Below are 17,355 nucleotides of genomic sequence, written 5' to 3'. Positions count from 1 at the left end.
TCAGGCGGCCATTTCTGCCGAAACGAACCGGGCCAGCGACCCGACCGACTCGAAGTGGCTCATTTCGAGGTTCTCCGCGTCGAATTCGATGCCCAGCGCCTCTTCCAGCTGCATCAGCAGCTCCAGCACGCCGGTGGAGTCGAGACCGGCGTCCGAGAGCCGGGTCTCCGGGCCGATGTCGGTCACCTCCGCCTCCAGCACCGATTCGAGTGCGGCACAGATTCCCGCGACGACGCGGTCGTCCAGCACCTCCGTCGAGGCAGCCACGGTTTCCGTCACTTCACTCACCATTCCCTTCGTAAAAAGACAGCGTCCATTGCCACGGGCCCGGGATCGGACCTCGAGTTCTTTGCGGAAATTGCGTTCCTACCCCGCGACGACCCGGTCGAGCAGGGCGAGGCCGCGGGCCTCACGCCGCCGCAGCCCCCGCGAGGTGCGCAGCGGGTCCCAGCCGGGCGGGCGTTCCGGCAGGAGATCGGGGTTGCCGAGCACGGCGGCGCGGCCCCCGGCGAGGACCGGCCGGCCGAGGATCGCCGACGCGCACCGCGCGCCCGCGGTGGCGACCCCGACGATGCCGCCGCCGTTGAGGATGCTCTGGCCGGCGAGGTAGAGCCCCTCGACGTCGGTCACGATGCCCGGGCGTTGCCCGAGCTTGCCCCAGGCTTGCAGGCCGTACGCGGTTCCCCCGGTCGAAAGCGTGTAGCGCTCCTGGGTCAGCGGCGTCGACGTTTCGACGTGCACGAGGTGCTTGCGGAACGGCCCGATCGCGGCTTCGGCCAGGTCCAGCATCTGCTCGGTCAGCCGTTCCTTCGCCCCGAGGTAGGCGGCCTCGCGCCGGTACCGGGCCCCGTGCGTGGGGCCGTCGGTGAGTCCCCAGTGGGCGTAACCGGGCGGGCAGGCCGTCATGATCTGGAAGTTCGTGTGCCCGGGCGGGCAGGCCGCACCCGGCACGGGGTCCTTGAGGGAAGCGAAGGAGAGGAACGCGAACGGCAGTTCGTCCAGCCGGCCCGACTCCAGCCGCGCGTAGGCCGCGTCGACGTCTTCGCCGGGCCAATACCAGATGTTCGCATTGGGCAGTGCCAGTTCCCGGTCGAGCGCCACGTAGCAGACGGCCGAAGGCAGGCGCATCTTCGCCGACTCGGCCCGGGCGACCGCCGAGTCCGCCAGGTTCACCCGGCCGTCGCACAGTTCCAGGACCGTGCGCCGGTAGTCCGCATTGGACACGACGACCGGCGCGCGGTGCGTGCTGCCGTCCGCCAGCTCGACGCCGGTCACCCGGCCGCGGTCGATCAGGATCCGGCTGACCCGCGCGCGGGTCAGCAGCGTGCCGCCGTGCGACTCCAGCAGTTCCACGAGCGAAGCCGCGATCACCTGCCCGCCGCCCTCCGGGTAGTAGGCGCCGCGGAGGTAGTCGTCGAGCATCATCGCGTGCGCGACGACGAGCGTGCCGGCCGGAGCGGACCCGTAGTTCCCGGACTGGGCCGCCAGCACGGTGCGCGCCCGGGCCGACAGGCCACAGTGGTCGAACAGCTGCGCCAGCGTCCGGCGGCTCCAGCGCAGCATCACGGCCGGGACCTTCCCGCCGGGTTCCGCCGCGAAAACGGATTCCCGGCAGGCCTGCCCGATGCTCGCGCACACCTCGGTGTAGCGCGTGATGCCCTCGGCTTCCCCGGGCAGCGCCGCCCGGAGCCGCTCGGCGTACCGGTCCCACCCGGTCGGCACGTCCACGGTGACGCTGGGCAGCACGATCCGGTCGAACCCGTCGGGGTCCATCGGGTGGAACCGGACGCGGTCGCCGAGGCCGAGTCCCGAGAGGATCGTCGGCAGCAGGCCGTCCGGCCCGCAGTCGCCGAGGTAGTGCACCCCCACGTCGAACTGGTAGGCGCGGCGGCGGCGGAACACGTGGCTGTTGCCGCCGGCGACGTCGTGCTGTTCGAGCACGAGCACGCGCATCCCGCTCGCCACCAGGTACCCGGCGCACACGAGCCCGCCGATCCCGGAGCCCACGACGATGGCGTCCCAGCGCTCGGCGGCCTTCTCTTCGGTGTCCACGCCGCGACGTTATGCCGGGGCGGTGACCTCGGGCTGACCGCGCGCTGACGATCTGGGGGAGAGCCGTCAGCGCGTCACTGGGGTGTCCGGCCGGCCCGAGGTCACCTATTCAGGGGCGAGCGTCGAAGGTGACGGCCTGGTGCGCAGCGTGAACCACGTCGGCGCACAGGTGGCCACCACCGTCAGCACGACGGCCAGCCCGAGTATCACAAGATATATCCACAGTGGACCGGACGGGAAGGGGCTGTCCGAGACGGCCGCGCTGAACGGGACCAGCATCGAACCGGCGACCAGCGTGCCGAGGAAGACCCCGATGGCGGCGACGATCCCCGCTTCCATGGCCATCATGCGCAGCACCTGGCCCCTGGTCGACCCGATCAGCCGCTGCAGCCCGAACTCCCGCCGCCGGTCCGCCGTCGCCATCACCAGCGTGTTCACCATGGAAATCGCGGCGTACACGAGGAGCAGCCCGACGATGAGGTAGTTGACCCAGGCGTTGGCCTGCACCTCCGCCAGGAAGGCCTTGGTCAGCGCCTCCCGGCCGGCCACCTGCACGCCGTCCACGTCCCCGACCCGGCCGCGCAGCGACGCGAGCAGGTCGGCCTCCCCGGTGCCGGGTCGGGCCATGACGAGGATCCGGTCGGCCGCACCCGCGGCCGTGTGCGGTGCGAGCGTGTCGGCCGGCATCAGCGCCGAGGCGGAGGCGGCCGTGGTCCGCAGCGTCGCGACGACGTCCAGGGTGGCCCGGGACCCGTCGCCCAGCCGCATCACGATCTTGGCGCCCACGCCGACGCCCAGCCGTTGCGCGAGGTCCGCGGGCAGGGCGATCGTGTCGCCGTGCAGGGCGTCGAGCTTGCCGCTCTCGACGATGCTCCCCCACGCCGTCGCCACGCCGTCCGCGGTGACGCCGGTGAGGTCCACGCCGTCCTCGTCCTGGGTCGCGTCCGAGGGCTTTTCGTTGTACCCCTTGCTCGTCACGAACGCCGTGGCGCCGGCGACCCCGGGGGTCTGCTGCACCTGCGCGATCAGGTTCGGCGGCAGGTCGCCGGTCGCGGACGTCACCACGGCGTCGGCCAGCAGCGAGTCGGAGTACTGCTTCTCCGCGACCGCCACCTCGGTGGTCTGGAAGTACAGCATGAAGATCGCGAGACCGGTGGCGAGCATGATCGGGGTGACCGCACCGGCCATCGGCATCCAGCGGGCCCGCGCGTTCAGCGAGGCCAGGTAGCCGGGCAGGCCGCCGAGCGCGCGGATCGGCCGGCGCAGCACGCCGACCAGCAGCTTGGTGAGCCCGGGGGCGAACAGCGCGACAGCGGTCGCCACCAGCGTGACGGCCGGGCCCGCCGTGCTCGCCGCGAGCGGGCCGTCGACGACGGTGATGGTCAGGTAGGCCAGCGCCACCGCGCCGATGAGGCTCGAGACCCCCAGCCACAGCCGCGTCGGGGTCAGCCAGCGCGTGGGGATCGCCGTCTCCCGCATCGCTTCGACCGGGCGCGTGCGGCCCGCGTACCGGGCGGCGACGAACGCGGCACCCCACGCCGAGCCCAGGCCGATGAGCGCCGCGGCGACGATCGGGTAGAAGCCCTGCTCGAACTTCAGGACCGGCTGGATCACCCCGAACCCGGTCAGCCGGCCGAAGAGCCAGTCGCCGAGCAGCACGCCGGGGAAGATCGCCAGCGCGGTGCCGAGCGCGCCGATGATCATCGCTTCCCCGGTGATCATCCGGCTCAGCTGGCGCGGGGTCGCGCCGATCGCCCGCAGCATGGCCACCTCGCGGCGGCGCTGCTGCACCGAAAGCGTGAGGGTGCTCGCGACGACGAACATCGCGACCTGCGCCGCGAGACCGCCGAACACGCCCGCGAGGATGATCAGCAGCTCGCCGTCGCCCGCCGCCTTGGCGAACTCGGCGGAACCACGGGCGTCGCCGGTCAGCGTCACCGCGTTCTGGTTGCGCACCGCCGCGGCGATCTGCCCGTTGACGGCGCCGAGGTCGGCACCCGGCGCGAGCTGGACGCCGAAAGCGTCGACCTGCCCGGCGGCGGATCGCAGCCCGCCCGCCTCGGCGGGTGAGAAGAACACCGCGTCGGTCGCCATCCGGCGGCCGGCGTCGGCGATGCCGGTGACCTGGTAGGAGCGGACTCCCCCGCGGACGGCGATGTCGGTCTTCCCGCCGGCGTGCGCGCCGATCCGGGCGGCGGTGGCGGAGTCCAGCACGACTTCGCCTTCGCGCACCGGGGCCGCGCCCTCGGTCAGCCGGTAGGGCGCCAGCTCCGCGGAAGCCCAGCTGTGGCCGGTCTGCGTGCCGGGCACGGACGGGCCGCCTTCGTCGCCGAGCACTTCGGCGTGGAAGGAGACGTCGGGGACCACGTGGGCGACCCCGGGAATCCCGCTGATCGTGCCCGCGAGGCCTTCGTCCAGCCGGACGCGCTCGGACAGCGTCGCGGTCTCGTGGTAGGCGTCCTCGCCGGAGCCGACGGTGGGCAGGTCGTAGGACTGGTTGCCGGCCACCACGATCGGGGCGGCGGCCAGCCGCTGCGGCGGGATCACGGTCCGGATGCCGGTCTCCATCAGGCCGCCGCAGGCGAGCATGACGGCGGTGCCGACGAACACCGAGACCAGGGTGGCGATGAAACCGCCGGTGCGGTAGCGCAGGGTGCGCAGGACGAGGGCCAGCATCAGCGCGTCAACTCGCTCAGCCAGGGGCCTTCCTGCGGCCGCTGCTCGGTGCGCGCGACGAGGTTGGTCATCCGCCGGGCGACCTCTTCGGGGTTAGGCTGCCGCAGCTCGTCGACGACCCGGCCGTCGGCGAGGAACAGCACGCGGTCGGCGTAGGAGGCGGCGACCGGGTCGTGGGTGACCATCACGATGGTCTGCCGGGAAACGCTCTTCGCCTCCCGCAGCAGGGAAAGGACTTCCTGGGCCGACCGCGTGTCCAGCGCCCCGGTCGGCTCGTCGGCGAAGATGACCTCGGGGTGGGTGACCAGTGCCCGGGCGATCGCCACGCGCTGCTGCTGCCCGCCGGAGAGCTCCGCGGGCCGGTGGTGGCGCCGCTGGCCGAGCCCGACCTGTTCGATGACCCGGCGCACGAGGTCGGGTTCCGCTCGCCGTCCCGCCAGCCGCAGCGGCAGCGTCACGTTCTGCTCGACGTCGAGCGCGGGCAGCAGGTTGAAGGCCTGGAAGACGAACCCGATCCGGTCGCGCCGCAACCGGGTCAGCTCGACCTCACGCATCTGGCTGAGATCCGTGCCGCCCAGCAGGACCGTGCCGGACGTCGGCTTGTCCAGGCCGGCCGCGCAGTGCAGCAGCGTGCTCTTGCCCGAACCCGACGGCCCCATCACGGCGGTGAACGTGCCACCGGCGAAGCCCGCCGTCACGTTGTCCAGGGCCAGGACCTGAGCTCGGTCCTTGCCGTACGCCTTGCGTACGGACAGCAGCCGCACGACTTCGACCGTGTCGTCTTGCTGGTACATCTGCGGCTCCCCTGGCGTGCCTTCGCGTCCTTCGATCCGTTACCGCGACCACGTTATTGAGGTGCGGCCCGGTTTCCGAGGGTGCTAGGGAGCGGAACTTTGCGGGGGTTAGCACTACCGCGGGAAACGGGCCTGCCTGCGCATAATGGCTGCATGACTAGCGGAAGCCCGGTCGCCACCATGACGCGGTCGCTGCTGCGCGACGGCGGGCGGGCGACAGTGCGCGGCGGCGCGCTCGCCGTGGTGGCGGTGACCGAACTCGTGGTGTTCGTCGTCGTGGTCACCGCCGGCTCGCTGATCGGCGTGGGCGTGGGCCTGTTCATGCTGCCCCCGGCCGTGCTGCTGATGCGGTACCTGACCGATCAGGTCCGCGCGTCGGCCGAAGCGTGGTCGGGCGTGCGGATCAATTCCCCGTACCTGCCGGAACCGGCCGGGAGCTCGGCGCTGCGCCGCTGCCACCACCTGCTCGGCGACCGGGCGAACTGGCGCGACGCGCTGTGGCTGCTGGTCGACAGCTCCGTGGGCATCCTGCTCACCCTCACCCCGCTCGCCCTGGTCGCGCACGGCCTGCGCGGACTGGCGATGCCGTTCCTCGTCGGGTCCGACGCGGCCGAGTGGCTCGGCAGCTGGTACGTCGTGATCCCGGTGGAGGACCCGACGACGGCCTGGTTCGCCGCCATCCTCGGCCTGGCGCACTTCCCGCTCGCGCTGTGGAGCGCGCCGCACCTCCTGCGCCTGCACGCGAAGCTCGCGGCGACCCTGCTGTCGCCGACCGAGGTGACCCGGCTGACGAACCGCGTGCAGCACCTGTCGGAAAGCCGCGACGACGCCGTGGGCTCCCAGGCGACCGAGCTGCGCCGCATCGAACGCGACCTGCACGACGGCGCACAGACCCACCTCGTCGCGATGGGGATGACGCTCGACGCCGCCATGCGCGTGCTCGATTCCCACCCCGAGGCCGCGCGGTCCTTGATGGACGAGGCGAAGAACAGCTCGGCCAGGGCGTTGCAGCAGCTGCGCGACCTGGTCCGCGGCATCCAGCCGCCGGTGCTGGTGGACCGCGGCATCGCGGACGCGATCCGCACGCTGGCGATCGAAAACCCGCTGCGCATCGAGACGACGATCGACCTGCCCGGCCGGCCGTCCCTGGCGGTCGAGACCGCCGCGTACTTCTCGGTGTCCGAAGTGCTGAACAACGCGATGAAGCACTCCGGCGCGCAAAGCGGCGCGATCAACGTCCACTACGAGTCCGGCCGCCTGGTCATCAACGTCAGCGACAACGGCCGCGGCGGCGCGAACACCGAGCACGGAACGGGCCTGCGCGGCATCGAAAAGCGGCTCGCGCCGCTGGACGGCTTCGTCACGATCCTCAGCCCGCTCGGCGGGCCGACCATGGTGACCATCGAAATCCCCTGCGGCCTCGAGCCCTGAGCGGTTCCCCCGGCCTCAGTGCTTCAGGTAGGCCAGCACCGCGAGCACCCGCCGGTTGGCGTCCTCGGACTGCGGCAGGTTCAGCTTGGCGAGGATGTTGTTGATGTGCTTGGAAACGGCCTTCTCCGAAACCACCAGCTCGCCGGCGATGTTGCTGTTGGAGCGGCCTTCGGCCATCAGCTTGAGGACCTCGCGCTCCCGGGCGGTCAGCCGCTCCAGCCGGTCGTCGCGCGTGTTGTGCGTGAGCAGGCGGGTCACGACGTCCGGGTCCATCACCGTGCCGCCGAGGGCGACCTGGCGGACGGCGTCCACGAACTGGTCGCCGTGGAACACGCGGTCCTTGAGCAGGTAGCCGACCGAGCCTTCGCCGTCGGCGAGGAGTTCGTCGGCGTACAGCCGTTCCACGTACTGCGAAAGGACGAGCACCGGGAAGCCCCGGATCTGCCGCCGGGCTTCGATCGCGGCGCGGAGTCCCTCGTCGGTGAACGACGGCGGCAGCCGGATGTCGACGATCGCGATGTCGGGCCGCTCGCGCAGCATCGCTTCCAGCAGGTCCGGCCCGTTGTCCACGGCCGCGCAAACCTGGAATTCGTGCGCCTCCAGCAGCCGCACCAGACCGTCCCTGAGCAGGAACTGGTCTTCACCGATGACCACGCGCACTTGTCCGTCCCCCGCTTCGAGCCCGACCACGACGACCATCATAGGGCCGCGTCAGTCGGACTCGGCGACCACGCAGACGCCCAGCGCGCGGTGGCGCGGGTCGTAGTCGGCCAGCAGGACGGCGCCGGTCGCCGTGCCGTCCGCGAGCGGTGCCCACAGCCCTGTGCACGGGAACCCCGCCGGGGCCACGATCGCGCCCGGCCGGGAACCGGTGCGGGCGAGCCCGCTGCCGATGACGACGGTGTCCGGTGACCCGAACCCGGCCACGGTGGCCGGCACGGCGTCCGGTGCCACGTCGGGGAGGTAACCGACGCTGACCGCCCGGCCGCCGCCGGCTTCGAACAGCAGAGCCGTTGCGGCGTCACCGATGCGCTCCGGCGTGTCGTACGGGGTGACGCCCTGGTCCGTGATCAGGACCAGCACGCGCCGGAAACCGTGGCGCCGCACGTAGGAACCGGCGATCTTCAGTGCGCTGAACGGGGCCAGGCCGCCCTGCCCGGACACGGAAAACCCGAGCGGCCCGCCGGGCAGCACCGCGGTGAGGTTCACCGGCGCCGACAGCCGCGGGTCGAACTCGGGCGCCGCGTGGGCGACGATCGCGAGGTCGATCCGCTCGCCGGACAGCTGCCCGGCGAGCAGCTCGCGAGCCATCGCCAGAAACGGGTTGCCGCGCGCCCGCGTCACCCGGGAAGGCCGGAAACCGATCTCGTGCCCGCGGCTGAGGTCGGCGAAGTACCGGTGCAGCTCGGGGACGTCGATTTCCCGGTCGCCCGGGCCGAATTCACGCCGGATGGCCAGCGCCAGGCGCAGCGGCAACGGCTGCAGACCCGGCAACGGCGCGGTGGCAAGGGGAATCGCGGCGGCACGGTACATCGTTCAGCGCTCCGCGCCCACGGCCAGCGGCGGGGCGAACTCGTGCAGGTGCTGGCGGCGCAGCAGGTCCGCGGGCTCGTCCCGCTCGCTGACGCGGTAGTCGCGTCCACCGTGGACGATGACCTCGGCCGGGTAGCCGTGGCTGAGGAACAGCACGGGCGACGCCGTCGGGCCGTAGGCCCCGGAGCGCGTGACGCCGATCAGGTCGCCGGCGCGGACCGACGGCAGGGCGGCCTTCTTGGCGAGCACGTCGTTGGGCGTGCACAGCGGCCCGGTCACCTGCCAGATTTCGGTGGCGGGCTCGTCGATGCGGTTGAGCAGCCGGACCGGGAAGTCGCGCTTGACGTAGGACCCGATGCCGACGGCCGCCATGTGGTGGTTGGTGCCGCCGTCGGCGACGGCGAAGTTCTGCCCCAGCGACGTCTTGGTGTAGCGGACGCGCACGACGTAGGTCCCGGCGGTGGCGGCCAGGTACCGGCCGAGTTCCATGACGAGCCGCGTCGCGGGGTGCCGCTGCGCGAACTCGTCGATCACCGGGTTGAGCATCGAGGCGAGCAGGTCGGCGTCGAGGTCCTTCTCGCCGTCGAAGTAGGCGACCCCGAGGCCGCCGCCGACGTCGACCATCTCGAGCGGGAACCCGATCCGGCGCGAGACGCGCTCGGCGAGTTCGAAGATGCGCCGCGTGTTCTCGACGATCGGCTCCTCGTCGAGGATCCGCGTTCCCATGTAGACCTGCACGCCCATCAGCCGCAGGTGCGGGTGCCGGTCCACGAGGCCGTCCGACGCGAGCAGCTGCTCTTCGTCGATGCCGAACTGGCGCGGCTTGCCGCCCATGGTGAGGCCCGAGCCCTTGACCGCGAAGCTCGGGTTCACGCGCAGCGCGACCCGCGCTTCGACGCCCCGGTCCCGCGCGAGGTCGTCGAGGAGCCGGAGCTCGCCGAACGACTCGCAGACGACGGTGTAGACGCCTTCGTCCAGGCAGGCGGCCAGTTCCGCGGCGCTCTTGCCGGGGCCGAGGAAGATGATGTCCTCGCCGGCGACGCCGGCCCGCCGGGCGGTGATCAGCTCGGCCATCGACGACACCTCGGCCCGCGCGCCGTGCGCGTGCAGCAGCGCGCAGACGGAGATGTTCGGATTGGACTTCAGCGAGTAGAAGATCTCCAGCCGCGGGTGGAACTTCTCCCGCAGCCCGGTCAGCCGGTCACCCAGCTCGTTCCCGTCGTAGACGAAGAGCGGGGTGCCGTGACGCTCCGCGAGTTCGGCGATGCCGATCCCCTGGATTTCGAATTCGACACTCATGCAGCGCTCCTCATTTCCGGAAGACCATGGCGGAGAACGTCGACCCCAGGCCGACGGAGATCATCAGGTAGTACGCCCCGGGTGCCAGCAGCCCCAGACCGTTCGCGGTGTGGTAGTTGAGAAAAGGGTCGGCGCAGAAGCAGTGCCCGGTCGTCCCGACGTTGTCGAGGAAGATCTTGGCGCGCGGGATGCCCAGCGCGCCGCTCGCGCGGACCCAGGAGATCTTGTTGACGTTGTGCGGCAGCACGAGGTCGATGTCGTCGACGGTCAGCCCGGCCGCCGCGACGGCCTCGCGCGCGACGTCCGCGACCGTACCGGGGTAGATCTGCCGGAACTGCGCGGCCTGCTCGTCGTCGAGGATGACTTCGCCGCCCGGGCCGCCGAGCGTGGCGGTGGCGTAGCCGAGCAGGGTGTCCTGCTCGTCGCCCGGTCCGACGAGGACGGCCGCCGTGGCCTCCCCCATGATCGCGACGTCGGGGATGACCTGCGCGGAATGGGTGAACGCCTTTTCGCCGGTGAGGATCAGCGCGAGCGCGTCGGGATCACCGTCGGCGGCCAGCAGCGTGCCGCACAGGTCGACCGCGAGCAGCCCGGAGGCGCAGGCGTGGTCGGTGAGGGTGAACAGGGTCGCGTGGCCGAGCCCGAGCGTCTCCCGCACGTCGACCATGGGATCGACGGGGTAGGGGTTCGCGCCGGGCATGGTCTTGGCGCGGACGACGTAGCGGACGCGCTCTTCCTGCCCGACGAGGGAATCGAGCTTGCTGACGGCGCCCAGCACCATGTCCGCTTCGGACTCGCTCGACCGGCAGACCTCGGACAGGCCGTACATCCGGCGGAAGCGGCGCACCTGCGTCGCCGAGAGGGCCAGCTCCTCCTGCAGCGACTCGATCGAAACGGTCGTCGGCACGTAGGTCGACACCGCCACCAGCGAGGTCATCGCGCCATCAACTCCCATCGGGGTTCGCCACCGGTTCCCGGTCCCGGAGAAGGATTGCGGCGCACGCTGACGGGGCACTGACGACCTGCTGACCCGGCCTGGGGGGCCGTTCCGGAACCCGCGGGCCGGCCCACACCCTCACCCGAGCGACGACCCGCCGACGGGCACCCGGAGTCTCCGCTGGCGCGTCAGCTTCCGCGGGCCGGCCCACACCCTCAAACCTGAGCGTCGACCCGCCGGCGGGCACCCGAAGTTTCCGCCAGCGCGGCCAACGCGTCGGCCTCCGCGACCTCGTCCTCCAGACCGCGAGCCAGCTCCACCGCTCGTTCGTGGTGGGCCGCCGCCTCGGTGTGGTGGCCGAGGGCGGTGTGCACCCGGCCCAGCGCGGTGGTGGCGATGCGTTCCCACCACCGGTCGCCGGCCTCCTGGGCCAGGGCGACGGCCTGGCGGAGGCAGTTCGTCGCCTCCGGCAGGTCGCCGTGGGCGTGGCGGATGATGCCGAGGCCGGTCAACGCCATGCTTTCGCCCCAGCGGTCCCCCGCGGCCCTGGCGTACGCCAGGCCGTGTTCGAGGTGGTGCCGGGCGTGCCGGGGCGAGGCCGAAAAGCCGAGCCCGATGGCGGCGAGCGCCTCGCCCCAGCGGTCGCCCGCCTCGCGGGCGAGGGCCAGTCCCCGGCGGAAGTCCGCGGCGCTCTCGGCCCGGCGGCCGGCGTGGTGGTGCAGGTCGCCGAGGCCGACGAGCGCGCGGGCTTCGCCGCACCGGTCGCCGGCCGCGCGGTACAGCCGGACCGCGCGGCGGTGGTGGGCCAGCGCTTCGCCGTGGCTGCCGCCGCGGGCGTGGATGAAGCCGAGGTGGTTGTGGGTCTTGGCCTGGCCCCAGCCGTCGCCGTTCGCGAGGTCGAGCGCGAGGGCGCGGTGGTGCTGGCCGACCGCCTCCGCGAAGTCGCCGCTGCGCCAGTGGGCGAGCCCCAGGTTCTTGCGCAGCTCCGCCTCCGCGACCGGCTCGTCCAGCGTCCGGACCACGCGCAGGGCGAGCCGGTGGGTCCGGATCCAGTCGTGCACGTGCCCGCGGACGAAGTAGAACCGCCACAACGTCTGGACCAGCTGCCAGCAGTGCCGCGGCCGGTCCCGCGCGGCCGCCGCGGCGACCGCGGCGAGGTTCGCGCGCTCGGCCTCCAGCCAGGCGAGTGCCTCGGCTTCGGTGCCGAAGCGCGGTCCGCACGACGGCGGCGATCCGGCCGGCGGGAACCGTTTCCTCGTCGGCTCCAGCACGTCGGCCGCTCGCCCCGCGACGTGCAGGTAGTAGTCGAACATCCGGTTCGCCGCCGCTTCCCGGGGCTCGGCGGGGCCGGCGAGGCCGGTGGCGCGGGCGTGATCGCGGATGAGGTCGTGGAACCGGTAGCGCCCGAGCGCGGGCTGGGCCAGCAGGTGGACGTCGACGAGTTCCTCGAGCAGCGACTCGGTCTCGCGCAGGTCCCGGCCGGCGATCGCCGCGGCGGCGAAGGCGTCGACGTCGGTGCCCGGGAATTCGCCGAGCAACCGGAACAGCCGCTGCTGCGGTGCGGTGAGCTGGCGGTAGGAGAGGGTGAACGCCGCACCGACGCTGCGGTCTCCGGTGCTCAGCTCGGCCAGCCGCCGGTGCTCGTCGCACAGCAGGCCGGCCAGGTGCTTCACCGTCCACATCGGACGATCGCGCAGCCGGGCGGCGGCGATGCGCAGCGCCAGCGGCAGGTAGCCGCACAGCCGCGCGAGCTCGCCGAGCGCCGGATCCCGCCCGGTGCGCTCCGCACCGGCGACCCGGGTGAGCAGCTGCGCGGCTTCGGCCGGGGCCAGGACGTCCAGCGACAGCGTGGTGACGGCGTCGATGCTGGTCAGCCGGCCCCGGCTGGTGATCAGCACGAGCGAGCCCGGGCCGCCGGGCAGCAGCGGCCGGACCTGGGCGGCGTCGGCCGCGTCGTCGAGCACCACCAGCGCGTTGCGGCCCACCAGCAGGGACCGCCAGAGCGCGGCGCGCTGGTCGAGCTGCTCGGGAATCCGGGCCCCGTCCACGCCGAGCTGGCGCAGCAGCGAGTCCAGCGCGGCCTCGGGCGCCAGCGGGCCGTCCGGGCCGTGGGCGTGCAGGTCGGCGAACAGCTGCCCGTCCGGGAACCGGTCGGCGAAGCGGTAGCCGAGGTGGACGGCCAGCGCGGTCTTGCCGACCCCCGCCATCCCGCAGATGCCGTACACCGCGGCCCGGCCGGCGGCCCCGATAAGCCGGACGGTCTCGCCCACGCGGCCGACGAAGTGCTCGACGTCGCGCGGGAGGAAGTTGCTGCTGCTGCCGAACGGCCGGGCCGCGGCCGGCACCTCCTGGCGCAGGACGTGCAGCCGGGCCGCGCGGATCTCCGGCCCGGGTTCGATGCCGAGTTCGGTCGTCAGCCGCGCGTGCAGGTCGTCGAACAGCGCGAGCGCGGCGGCCTGCCTGCCGCTGCCGGCCAGGGCGACCATGAGCCGGGCGTGCAGCCCTTCGTGCATCGGTTCGGCCTCGCGCATGCTCTCCAGCTGCGCGACGACCTCTTCGTGCCGGCCGAGCGAGATCCCCGCGTCGGCGTGGGCGAGCGCGGCCGACAGCCGCCGCCGCGAAAGCGCGGCCACGGCGGCGTGGTGGTGCAGGACGTCGTGGCCGGCCAGCACCGGCCCGCGCCAGCAGGCCATCGCCTCCCCCAGCGCGCGGAAGACACCCTCGCGGTCTTCGGCCGCCTTCGCGGCGCTGGCTTCGTCGAGCCGGGCGTCGAAGCGGAGGACGTCGAGCTGGTCGGGCCCGCCCTCGAGCCGGTAGCCGCCGCGCCCGGTGGCCGCCAGTCGCAAGTGCGGGTGCAGCAGCGCGCGCACCCGGCGCACGGAGCTGCCGATCAGGTCGAGGTGCGAGCGAGGCGGCCGGCCGTTCCAGAGAACGTCGACGATGTCGTCCACGGCGACCGGCCGGTTCGGCTGCAGGGCCAGCAGGCCGAGCAGCCGCGCCCACCGGGTGTCCCCGGGGTGCTGCTGGGCACCACGGGCCTCGACGAGCAGCGGCCCGAGAACACCGACCCGCGTGGCGGCCTCGGCCGGCTCCCCCGGCCCCGGTTCGAGCGCGGCGACCAGCTGCCGGAGCGAAGCCTTCCGCGGGTTCCGCGTCCGGCCCTGTTCGAGGTAGCGCACGGCCCGAACGCTGACGCCGGCCCGCCGCGCGAGTTCGGCCTGCGTGATGCCCAGCTCGGCGCGACGCCGCCGCAGCAGCGCCGAGAACGGTTCGGACCCCGCCGCCGGGACGGCGTGATCGGTGTGCGGATGGCCTCCCCTGCCGGTGTCCACCTGTCCGATTCTGCCAGCGCCGGGCCGCCGGTGCCGGTGGTTCCGGCGGGCTTCGCCGCGGGCGGACAGCGGCTTCGAGGGTCGGCACTCGTGGGCCCGGACGGCGCGTTCACGCCGCTGACCAGCTCCGATGTCGCCGGCCCGGCCGGGCACAGGGGCGGTGAAGCGGCAATCTGCCTCCGCTTCGGCGTCAGGCGGACGGTTCCCCGAAGGCCTTGAGCAGCAGCCGGTGCAGGGTGTCCTGCTCGCGTGGGGTCAGCCGGGCGAGCAGCTCGCCGGTGACCGCGGCCGAAACCTCCTCGACCGTGCCGACCGTGGCGCGGCCGTCCTCGGTGAGGGTCAGCACGTGCCGGCGGCGGTCCTCGGTGTCGCGCTCCCGCGACACCCAGCCCGCGGCCTCGAGCCGGTCGAGCACCTTGACCAGGTCGCTGCGGTCCAGGCCGAGCCGGTCGGCGACGCGCTGCTGGGCCAGCGGTCCGTACTCGCCGATGCAGACCAGGACGTAGTAGTCGCGCAGGGCGACCCCGCGCCCGGCCAGCGCCGCGTCGATCCGGCCGACACCGCTGCGGTGCAGCTGCCCCATCACGTAGGTGGGCCAGCGCAGCAGCGCCCGGGGACGGTCGGACGGGGAAGCGGCCATGCCCGCGATCCTAGCGACGGACTGCGGGTTGCTTCAATTGTAGGCGTTCCCTACAGTATGAATCATGAAAGAATCTGCCATCGCGCTCGTCACGGGCGCGAGCCGCCCGCAAGGCCTCGGCTTCGCCGTCGCCCGCGAGCTCGCCCTCCGCGGCCACCACGTCGTCCTCGCCGGACGCAACCTCGACCGGACACGCGCACTGGTCGCGCAGCTCGCCGGCGAAGGTCTTTCCGCCGACGGGGTCCGCCTCGACGTCACCGCTCCGGACGACGTCTCGGCCTGCGCCGGATTCCTCCGCACCAGAGCCGGCCGGCTCGACGTCCTGGTGAACAACGCCGCCGCCATGCCCGACTTCGCCACGACGTCCCTGCTCGACGCCGACCTGACCGAAGCCCGCACCGCCTACGACGTGGACGTCCTCGGCACCTGGGCGCTCGTGCGGGCCTGCCTGCCGTTGCTGCGGGCCGCCCCCGCCGCCCGGATCGTCAACGTCTCCAGCGGCGCCGCCGCCCAGATCGACGCCGGGGCCGGCCTGACCGGAGGCGTCCGGTCACCGGGCTATTCGCTGGCCAAGTACGCCCTCAACGCGTTCACCGCGACCCTCGCCGCCGAACTGCGCGGCACCGGGATTCTGGTCAACGCGGTCGACCCGGGCTCGGTCGCCACCCACCCCGAGCGCGGCGACGACGCCGGCGACCGCTCCCCCGCGGAAGCGGCCCTCGACATCGTCCGGGCGGCGACCCTGCCCGCCGGCGGCCCCACCGGCGCCCTGCTCAGTGCCGTCGCCCCAGCGCTTCGCGCTTGACGAACCCGATCACCCCGGTCGCGACGAAGAGCACCGCGCCCACGATGATCAGCCAGAACAGCCCCTTGACGACGATCCCGAGCACGACCAGGACGGCCCAGATGACGAGCAGGGCAACGAGGATTCCCATGGCGGTTCCCTTCTGAACGGTCAGCACGGAGATACCCCGCGCGCCGGGTGCCTACTCGCCAAGGCCCCCTTCCGTGGAGACGCCCGGGACAAACCGGTCCATTGTGGACATTCTGCGCACCGATCAGTGGGTTTCCGCGGCGTAGCCGCCGTCGATGGCGAAGGTGGCGCCGGTGATGTTGCCCGCCACCCGGTCGCTCGCCAGGAACGCCACCAGGTTCGCGACCTCCGCGGGCCGGGTGAAGCGGCCGGTCACGGCGTGGGCCGCCGCCTCGCCGGCGACCGCGTCCGGGTTCGCGCCCGTGGTCGCGGCCAGGGTTTCGGCCACTCCGCCGGCGCCGAGCCACAGGTCCGTCGCCACCGGGCCGGGGTTGATCGTGTTGGCGCGGATGCCGCGGGAGCCGAACTCCTTCGACACCGACTTCGTGAAGTTGACCAGCGCCGCCTTCGCCGCGCTGTAGTCGATGACGCCGGGGTCGGGCAGGACCGCGTTGACCGAGGCGACCGTGACGATGCTGCCCCGGCCCGCGGTCACCATCGTCGGCAGCACGGCCCGCGTGGCCCGGACCGCGCTCAGCAGGTTCAGCGTCACCGAGCGCGTCCACTCGTCGTCGGTGACCAGCAGGAACCCGTTCGGCCGCGGGGTGACGGCGCCGACGTTGTTGACCAGGACGTCGATGCGCCCGAACTCGGCCAAGGCGAGTTCCGCCAGCCGGCCCGGACCGTCGGCGGTGCCGAGGTCCACGGCGAGTGCGTGCGCCTTCCCCGCCCGGACGAGGGCTTCCAGGTCCGGTCCCGGGACGCGCGCGCCGGCCACGACGTGCGCGCCCTCGGCGACGAGAGCGGCGGTGACGGCCAGGCCGATGCCCCGGCTGGCTCCGGTGACGACGGCGACCGCGCCGCCCAATCCGAGCTCCACGGCCTAGATCCCCTGCTCGTGCAGCCAGCCGAGCACGGCATCGGCGACGTCGCGCCAGCCGTGGTCGATGGTGAGCGAATGCCCGCGGCCCTCGAACTGCTTCAGCTCGGTGACCGCGGCGGAATCCCGGTACTGCTTGAACGTCGAGCGCGTGACCACGTCCGGGACGGTGTGGTCCGCGGTCCCGGAGACGAGCAGGAGCGGGCCGCGGTCCGCCCGGTGGGTGTCGACCCGGGCCTGGGAGTGCAGCACGAAGTTCGCGGCCGCGGCCTGGAACAGCGGCCGGGCCGGCGACGGGATCGTCCAGCGCCGATGCAGCTCCGCCGACTCCTCGTCGGTCAGCGCGTTGCCGAAGCCGAACCGGAACTCCTTCTCGCTCAGCGACACGGACCGGTGGAGGTTCGCGGGGTTGCCCAGTGCCGGCAGGCCCGCGCGCAGCTGCGCCAGCGGCAGCGGCAGGACACCCTTGATCTGGGCGGGGTCGATCGCGACGCCGGCCAGGCCGATCCCCTGTCCCAGCAGCTTCTCGGTGATCAGGCCGCCGAACGAGTGGCCGATGAGCACCGGCGGCCGGCCGAGGCCCTCGATGATCGACGCGAAGTGGCCGGTGGCGTCGTCGATGCCGATGTCCGCGACGGCTTCGGGGTGCTGCCGGGCCAGCTCGACGGACTCGGGCTCGTGCGGCCAGCCGGGCGCGACGGGCGCGTACCCGGCCGCCCGGAAGTGGTCGAGCCAGGGGTTCCACGAGGTGGCGTGCAGCCACAGACCGTGGATGAACACGACGGGGGTGCCCGGGTCGGCCATCGAT

15 protein-coding genes are annotated in these 17,355 nt (G+C 72.9%); 2 read left to right on the top strand and 13 right to left on the bottom strand.

What is annotated here, in order from left to right:
• From Q5425_RS34140 to Q5425_RS34125, 4 genes are all read right to left on the bottom strand, one after another.
• Positions 1 to 279: an acyl carrier protein gene (locus tag Q5425_RS34140; protein WP_308676480.1), complete on the bottom strand. Its 279-nt coding sequence runs from the start codon at positions 277 to 279 to the stop codon at positions 1 to 3.
• 87 nt (positions 280 to 366) lie between these two features.
• Positions 367 to 2,052 carry an NAD(P)/FAD-dependent oxidoreductase gene (locus Q5425_RS34135; protein ID WP_308676479.1) on the bottom strand — a complete coding sequence of 562 codons (1,686 nt, stop codon included), beginning with the start codon at positions 2,050 to 2,052 and terminating at the stop codon, positions 367 to 369.
• A 105-nt stretch (positions 2,053 to 2,157) separates the two neighbouring features.
• Positions 2,158 to 4,728, bottom strand: coding sequence for an FtsX-like permease family protein (locus Q5425_RS34130; protein ID WP_308676478.1), 2,571 nt, complete (start codon positions 4,726 to 4,728; stop codon positions 2,158 to 2,160).
• A complete protein-coding gene (locus Q5425_RS34125) occupies positions 4,728 to 5,522 on the bottom strand; it encodes an ABC transporter ATP-binding protein (RefSeq protein WP_308676477.1) in 795 nt (264 codons plus the stop codon). The genes Q5425_RS34130 and Q5425_RS34125 overlap by 1 nt, the downstream gene beginning before the upstream one ends.
• Positions 5,523 to 5,675: 153 nt before the next feature.
• On the opposite strand from Q5425_RS34125, the gene Q5425_RS34120 reads away from it, so the two are divergent.
• Complete coding sequence (locus Q5425_RS34120; protein WP_308676476.1) at positions 5,676 to 6,953, top strand: sensor domain-containing protein; 1,278 nt, start codon at positions 5,676 to 5,678, stop codon at positions 6,951 to 6,953.
• Between the two features lie 15 nt (positions 6,954 to 6,968).
• Here Q5425_RS34120 and Q5425_RS34115 read toward each other — a convergent pair whose 3' ends face one another.
• The 6 genes from Q5425_RS34115 to Q5425_RS34090 all read right to left on the bottom strand — a co-directional run bounded on the left by Q5425_RS34115 (position 6,969) and on the right by Q5425_RS34090 (position 14,694).
• Complete coding sequence (locus Q5425_RS34115; protein WP_308676683.1) at positions 6,969 to 7,613, bottom strand: response regulator transcription factor; 645 nt, start codon at positions 7,611 to 7,613, stop codon at positions 6,969 to 6,971.
• A 51-nt stretch (positions 7,614 to 7,664) separates the two neighbouring features.
• Positions 7,665 to 8,486: a hypothetical protein gene (locus tag Q5425_RS34110; protein WP_308676475.1), complete on the bottom strand. Its 822-nt coding sequence runs from the start codon at positions 8,484 to 8,486 to the stop codon at positions 7,665 to 7,667.
• Between the two features lie 3 nt (positions 8,487 to 8,489).
• Positions 8,490 to 9,785: a type III PLP-dependent enzyme gene (locus tag Q5425_RS34105; protein WP_308676474.1), complete on the bottom strand. Its 1,296-nt coding sequence runs from the start codon at positions 9,783 to 9,785 to the stop codon at positions 8,490 to 8,492.
• Between the two features lie 10 nt (positions 9,786 to 9,795).
• On the bottom strand, positions 9,796 to 10,722 hold the full coding sequence (locus tag Q5425_RS34100; RefSeq protein ID WP_308676473.1) for a 3-oxoacyl-[acyl-carrier-protein] synthase III C-terminal domain-containing protein: 927 nt from the start codon (positions 10,720 to 10,722) through the stop codon (positions 9,796 to 9,798).
• A 215-nt stretch (positions 10,723 to 10,937) separates the two neighbouring features.
• Positions 10,938 to 14,054, bottom strand: coding sequence for a BTAD domain-containing putative transcriptional regulator (locus tag Q5425_RS34095; protein WP_308676472.1), 3,117 nt, complete (start codon positions 14,052 to 14,054; stop codon positions 10,938 to 10,940).
• 190 nt (positions 14,055 to 14,244) lie between these two features.
• Positions 14,245 to 14,694, bottom strand: a complete 450-nt coding sequence (locus Q5425_RS34090; protein WP_308676471.1) for a MarR family transcriptional regulator — start codon at positions 14,692 to 14,694, stop codon at positions 14,245 to 14,247.
• A gap of 64 nt (positions 14,695 to 14,758) precedes the next feature.
• Between Q5425_RS34090 and Q5425_RS34085 the strand changes: the two genes are divergently transcribed.
• The gene (locus Q5425_RS34085) at positions 14,759 to 15,499 is read left to right on the top strand and encodes an SDR family NAD(P)-dependent oxidoreductase (protein WP_308676470.1); all 741 of its coding nucleotides are present in this window, start codon (positions 14,759 to 14,761) and stop codon (positions 15,497 to 15,499) included.
• On the opposite strand, the gene Q5425_RS34080 is transcribed toward Q5425_RS34085, so the two are convergent.
• From Q5425_RS34080 to Q5425_RS34070, 3 genes are all read right to left on the bottom strand, one after another.
• On the bottom strand, positions 15,468 to 15,629 hold the full coding sequence (locus Q5425_RS34080; RefSeq protein ID WP_308676469.1) for a hypothetical protein: 162 nt from the start codon (positions 15,627 to 15,629) through the stop codon (positions 15,468 to 15,470). The genes Q5425_RS34085 and Q5425_RS34080 overlap by 32 nt on opposite strands.
• A gap of 123 nt (positions 15,630 to 15,752) precedes the next feature.
• Entirely contained in the window at positions 15,753 to 16,547 is a 795-nt protein-coding gene (locus tag Q5425_RS34075) for an SDR family oxidoreductase (protein ID WP_308676468.1), read from the bottom strand.
• Positions 16,548 to 16,550: 3 nt separating this feature from the next.
• On the bottom strand, positions 16,551 to 17,351 hold the full coding sequence (locus Q5425_RS34070) for an alpha/beta fold hydrolase (protein ID WP_308676467.1): 801 nt from the start codon (positions 17,349 to 17,351) through the stop codon (positions 16,551 to 16,553).
• Between the last annotated feature and the right edge of the window lie 4 nt (positions 17,352 to 17,355).

Origin of the sequence: Amycolatopsis sp. A133, assembly GCF_031082405.1 — a bacterium.
Classification (GTDB): domain Bacteria; phylum Actinomycetota; class Actinomycetes; order Mycobacteriales; family Pseudonocardiaceae; genus Amycolatopsis.
The sequence above is the reverse complement of the archived record's forward strand: the minus strand, read 5'-3'. Positions and strand labels throughout refer to the sequence as shown.